This is a genomic window from Calditrichota bacterium (assembly GCA_014359355.1).
Taxonomy (GTDB): Bacteria; Zhuqueibacterota; Zhuqueibacteria; order JANLFK01; family Oleimicrobiaceae; genus Oleimicrobium.
The window spans coordinates 1-5,088 of the sequence record JACIZP010000083.1; the positions used below are offsets into that span (position 1 = coordinate 1).

6 protein-coding genes are annotated in these 5,088 nt (G+C 60.4%); all 6 read left to right on the plus strand.

From position 1 onward, the window contains the following. Positions 1-110 precede the first annotated feature (110 nt). Complete coding sequence (locus H5U38_03645; GenBank protein ID MBC7186110.1) at positions 111-554, plus strand: Hsp20/alpha crystallin family protein; 444 nt, start codon at positions 111-113, stop codon at positions 552-554. Positions 555-710: 156 nt separating this feature from the next. Then, positions 711-1,289 (plus strand): nucleotide exchange factor GrpE, encoded by a 579-nt coding sequence (locus tag H5U38_03650; protein MBC7186111.1) that lies wholly within the window; start codon positions 711-713, stop codon positions 1,287-1,289. Positions 1,290-1,291: 2 nt separating this feature from the next. Continuing rightward, positions 1,292-2,353, plus strand: coding sequence for a J domain-containing protein (locus H5U38_03655; GenBank protein MBC7186112.1), 1,062 nt, complete (start codon positions 1,292-1,294; stop codon positions 2,351-2,353). 67 nt (positions 2,354-2,420) lie between these two features. After that, entirely contained in the window at positions 2,421-3,929 is a 1,509-nt protein-coding gene (locus H5U38_03660; protein ID MBC7186113.1) for a DegQ family serine endoprotease, read from the plus strand. A 56-nt stretch (positions 3,930-3,985) separates the two neighbouring features. Beyond that, positions 3,986-4,243, plus strand: coding sequence for a zinc ribbon domain-containing protein (locus tag H5U38_03665; protein ID MBC7186114.1), 258 nt, complete (start codon positions 3,986-3,988; stop codon positions 4,241-4,243). Between the two features lie 228 nt (positions 4,244-4,471). Next, positions 4,472-5,088 (plus strand): Hsp70 family protein (locus H5U38_03670; protein MBC7186115.1); only part of this gene is annotated, 617 nt, incomplete at its 3' end.

The following is a 5,088-nucleotide window of genomic DNA, read 5'->3' on the forward strand; positions in this document are numbered from 1 at the left end:
CAAGTGTTGAGAGGGAGACTTGCGCTTTGGCACGCTGGTTGCAAATTTGCCGGGCGAACATGTGCGGGGGTTTAAGATACAGGGAATCAAGCACGAGGAGGTGAGAGGTTATGGCAATCGTCAGATGGCGTCCGTGGCGTGACTTGTATCGGCTCCAGGAGGACATGGATCGTTTCATCGATGATTTCTTCCATGGGTTCCCGGGCCGTGAGGTGGAGACCGGCATGTGGAGTCCCAGCGTGGACATTTGCGAGACCGAGGATGCGGTGATCGTCACCGCCGAAGTTCCCGGCATGAAGAAGGATGACATCAAGATCTCCATCCAGGACAATGTGCTGATGCTCAAGGGGGAGAAGCATCAGGAGAAGGAGGCGAAGCAGGAGAACTACCATCGGCTGGAGCGTGTGTACGGGAGCTTCCGTCGGTCCTTCAGCCTGCCGGCCTCGGTGGACGCTTCGAAGGTGAAGGCCTCCTACAAGGACGGCGTGCTCAGGATCGAGCTGCCGAAGAAGGAGGAGGCGCGGCCCAAGGAAATCCCGATCACTGTGCAGTGATCCTGGATGCTGCAACACGGGGTGTCCTTCTGGAGCGGTGCGGCGCACGCGCCGCGTAAATGAGGTTTCGTGAGTACCCCACCTCAAATGGGGTACTCACGTTTTGTATAGATGCTAAGGCGTTCATGACCTGTTATGCATGGAAGTGAGGAACAGATGGTGCCGAGCGAAGAGGTGACCCGCATCTCCATAGACTCCGAAGCCCAACGTAGCGGCGATGAGGCGCGCGAGGAGATCATCCCTGTGCAGATTGTCGGGGGTGAAAGGGAGCCCTCTGCGGAGCAAAAGCCTGCAGAGGCCGCTGCAACCTACCTCGACCAACTGCGCCGTACGCAGGCGGACTTTATCAACTACAAGCGGCGGGTGGAGCGCGAGCGAGCCGATTTCGCCGCTGAGGGCCGGCGCGAGGTGCTCCGGGCCCTCTTGCCGGTGTTGGACGATTTCGACAGTGTGCTCGCCTACCATGGCCAGGAACAAGGGCCTGCAGCAATGGGTCTGCGCCAGGTTGCCGAGAAGCTGCGGCGAGTCCTTGCCGACAGCGGCCTGCAGCGCTTCGGGGAGGTCGGAGAGCGTTTCGATCCCGAATTGCACGAGGCTGTGGCGACCGAGCCGTGTTCTCCGGAGCTGGATGGGCTGCTCCTGGAGGTGTGGCAACCTGGGTACAGGGTAGATGGCAAGGTGTTGCGGGCCGCCAAGGTCAAGGTCGGGCGAGCAGCGCGTGAAGGTGAACTGTGACTATGCCTAAGCGGGATTACTACGAAATACTCGGAGTGAGCGAGAACGCTACCGCCGACGAGATCAAGAAGGCGTATCGGCGGCTGGCCAAGCAGTATCATCCCGATGCGAATCCCGGTAACAAGGCAGCGGAAGAAAAGTTCAAGGAGATCTCTGAGGCGCACGCGGTTCTCAGCGATCCGAAGAAGCGTGCGCAATACGACCAGATGCGGCGCTTGGGGGCGTTCGACGCTGCCGGCGCGCGGGGGTTCGAGGGCGCTGGCTTCGACTTTTCCGACCTGGCGAGCATTTTTGGTAGCGGCCGCCGCACGGGGGCGCGTCGCTTTTCGTTCGAGGATTTTGGAGGATTCGGAGGACTGGGCGATCTGCTCAGCCAATTCTTTGACCATAGCGACCTGTTCAGAGGTCGGGAAAGGGAAGAGTCCTCTGGCGACATCCAAGTGGAACTGGAAGTGGCACCAGAGGTGGCGCAGCAGGGTGGTAAGCAGAGTTTCAGCATAGAGAAAGATGAAAGGTGTTCCCATTGTGATGGCCGCGGCGGGGAGGATGCCGTAACCTGCCCAAACTGCCGCGGGACCGGGCACGTCGTCTCCAGTCAAGGGTTCTTTTCTGTGAGCCGGCCGTGCCCCAGATGCTTAGGGCGCGGTGTGGTGTTCAAGAGGGTGTGTCGCGCATGCGGTGGTCGCGGGGTGCAACGGGTGCGCAAGACCTATTCGGTGCGCATTCCGCCTGGTGCCTACGATGGCATGAAGCTGCGCCTCCGCGGCCAAGGCGAACCGAGCGGATCTGGCCGCGCCCAAGGTGATCTCATGGTCGTGCTCCGGGTGCGGGGTAAGGGCTTCTTTGATGTGCGTGGTACCGACGTCTACTGCGACGTGTACATCGACCGAAAGCATGCCGAACAAGGCACGCGCTTGCGCGTGCGCACCATTGATGGTCGCAAGGTGGAACTAAGAATCCCACCTGGCACGCAGGACGGGGCGGTGTTCCGCCTAAGCGGCCTTGGGCTAAAGAGCGACGGGCACCAGGGGAACCAATACGTGCGGGTGAAGGTCAAAGACTAAGCGCGCCCGACCCACCAGACTTGGGGCGCGATAAGCTGTGCACGGTGAAGCAGCGGAGGAAAAGGCTATGACGCGGAAGACCAGGGGAGTGCTGATTGGCGGCGTCATAATTGGCGTCATTGTTGGACTGCTGGTGGCAGCCAATTTCGATTGGACCAAACATGGTCTGGCCGAAGAAAAGACCTTGCAACCAGCAACAGCTGCCATTGACCAGGGACAGCCATTGAACCTCGACAGGCGGGCACTGGCAGACGCCATCAACGACCTGTACGTAGACATCGTCAACAAGGTGAGCCCGGCGGTGGTCACCATTATCAGCGAGAGCAAGGTGACGCGCCGCACACCGTTTGCCGAGTTCTTTGGGGACGAGTTCTTCCGGCGGTTTTTCGACTTCCCAGAGCAGCAAGAGGAGCTGGCGCAGGTGCTGGGCTCGGGCGTCGTAGTGCGACCCGAAGGGTACGTGCTCACCAACCACCATGTGGTGGCGGAGGCCGTCCAGGTGAAGGTGCTGCTGGGCAAGGACGAATACAAGGCCAAGGTCGTCGGCAGCGACCCGAAGACCGACGTGGCGGTGCTGCAGATCCAAGATGGGAAAAAGTTCGCTACGGTGCCGTTTGGCGACTCTGACAAACTGCGCATCGGGGAGGAGGTGCTGGCCTTTGGCACGCCGTTCAGCCCGCAGCTGGAACGCTCCGTCAGCAAAGGCATTGTCAGCGCCAAGGGGAGGGCGAACCTGCCCATCCAGGGGAGCGAGATCAAGTACTTTAACTTCATTCAGACCGATGCAGCCATCAACCCGGGGAATAGCGGTGGGCCCCTGGTGAACCTCTACGGCGAGCTGGTGGGCATCAACACCGCGATCGTCGGGCAGGCCAATGTGGGCATCGGCTTCGCCATCCCCATCAACACGGCAAAATGGGTCATGGAACAGCTTATCGAGAAAGGTGAAGTGACCCGTGGTTGGCTGGGCGTGTATATTCAGCCGGTGGATGCAGCCATGGCCAAGGCGCTGAAGATGGACTCCCCGCGCGGCGTGGTTGTCTCAGAGGTGGCCCAGGGGAGCCCCGCAGAGAAAGCTGGCATCAAGGAGGGTGACGTCATCCTTGCGGTGGATGACACGCCCGTGGACAACCCGGACCAGCTCTCCACGCGCATTGCGTCGACTGCCCCGGGCACGCAGGTTACTCTGACCGTCAATCGCAAGGGGAGTACTCGCCAGGTGTCGGTCAAGTTAGGTACGCTGCCGGAAGAAGGCAGCGTCAAGGTGCGTGGAGCGAAGAAATCCTCCACCAAATTGGGGTTCAGCGTCCAGGACCTGACCGACGAGCTGGCGGCGCGTTACGGGCTCAAAGGGCAAGAGGGCGTGGTGGTGACCGAGGTGGAGCGCGGCAGCATCGCGGCCCGCAGTGGATTGCGCCCGGGCCAACTGATTAAGGAGGCCAATCAGGTGCGCATACGCAACGTGCGTGAACTTCAGGAAGAACTGGACAACTTGAGCCCAGGGGACGTTCTTCTGCTGCGCATCTACTACCAGAACCGGCACCTGTTCATCTCCATACCGGTGCCCGAAGAGTGAACCACTACCATTCACCTGGGCGGACGAAGAGTTGAGGAAACGGAGGGAGCGAGCAGATGCCGACCTACGAGTATCGTTGTACACAGTGTGAGCATCAGTTTGAAGTCTTTCAGTCCATTAAGGATGAGCCTGTGAAGACGTGCCCGCGGTGCGGCGGCAGGGTGCGCCGTCTGATCGGCGGGGGGAATGGCCTGATTTTCAAAGGGAGCGGTTTCTACATCACCGATTACCGCAACAAGGGGCAGAGGTCGGGTGGCAAGGACGATTCAGGGAAAGGCGGGGGCTCGAGCTCGGGCAGTGACAACTCCGACTGACGCCACCCCAGGGACTCTGCCAGGAAGGGCTGTCACAGTGACATATTGGCAAGCAGCACAGGCCGCAGCGGGCTGTAGCGCACCCTGGCTAACTGCTGCAATTTCAAGGTGCGGCGGTGGTGCAAAGCCTTTCAGTAGCCGTGGCACAACATTTGAAAAGCCTACCTTCGATGGCGCAAGCCTCGTGGTGAGGCAACATCACAACATGGGCAAAAGGAGGTTTGACTTATGGGAAAGATAATCGGCATTGATTTGGGGACGACAAACTCCTGCGTGGCGGTCATGGAAGGCGGCGAGCCGGTGGTGATCCCCAACCAGGAAGGGTCGCGCACCACGCCGTCGGTGGTCGCCTTCACCAAGACCGGCGAGCGATTGGTGGGACAGGTCGCCAAACGTCAGGCGATAACCAACCCGGAGAACACCGTCTACTCCATCAAGCGCTTCATGGGCCGGCGCTATGACGAGGTGTTGGACGAAATCCAGCAGGTGCCGTATAAGGTCGTCCGCGGCAAGAACGACGTCGCCCGCGTCAAGATCGGCGACAAGGAGTACTCGCCGCAAGAGATCTCGGCGATGATTCTGCAGAAGATGAAGCAGACTGCCGAGGACTATTTGGGCGAGAAGGTCACCGAGGCGGTGATCACGGTGCCTGCCTACTTCAACGACAGCCAGCGCAATGCCACGAAAGAGGCGGGCGAGATTGCTGGCCTCAAGGTGCGGCGGATCATCAACGAGCCCACTGCCGCCTCGTTGGCGTACGGCCTGGACAAGAAGAAGGACGAGAAGATCGCCGTGTTCGACCTCGGCGGTGGCACGTTCGACATCTCCATCCTGGAGATTGGCGA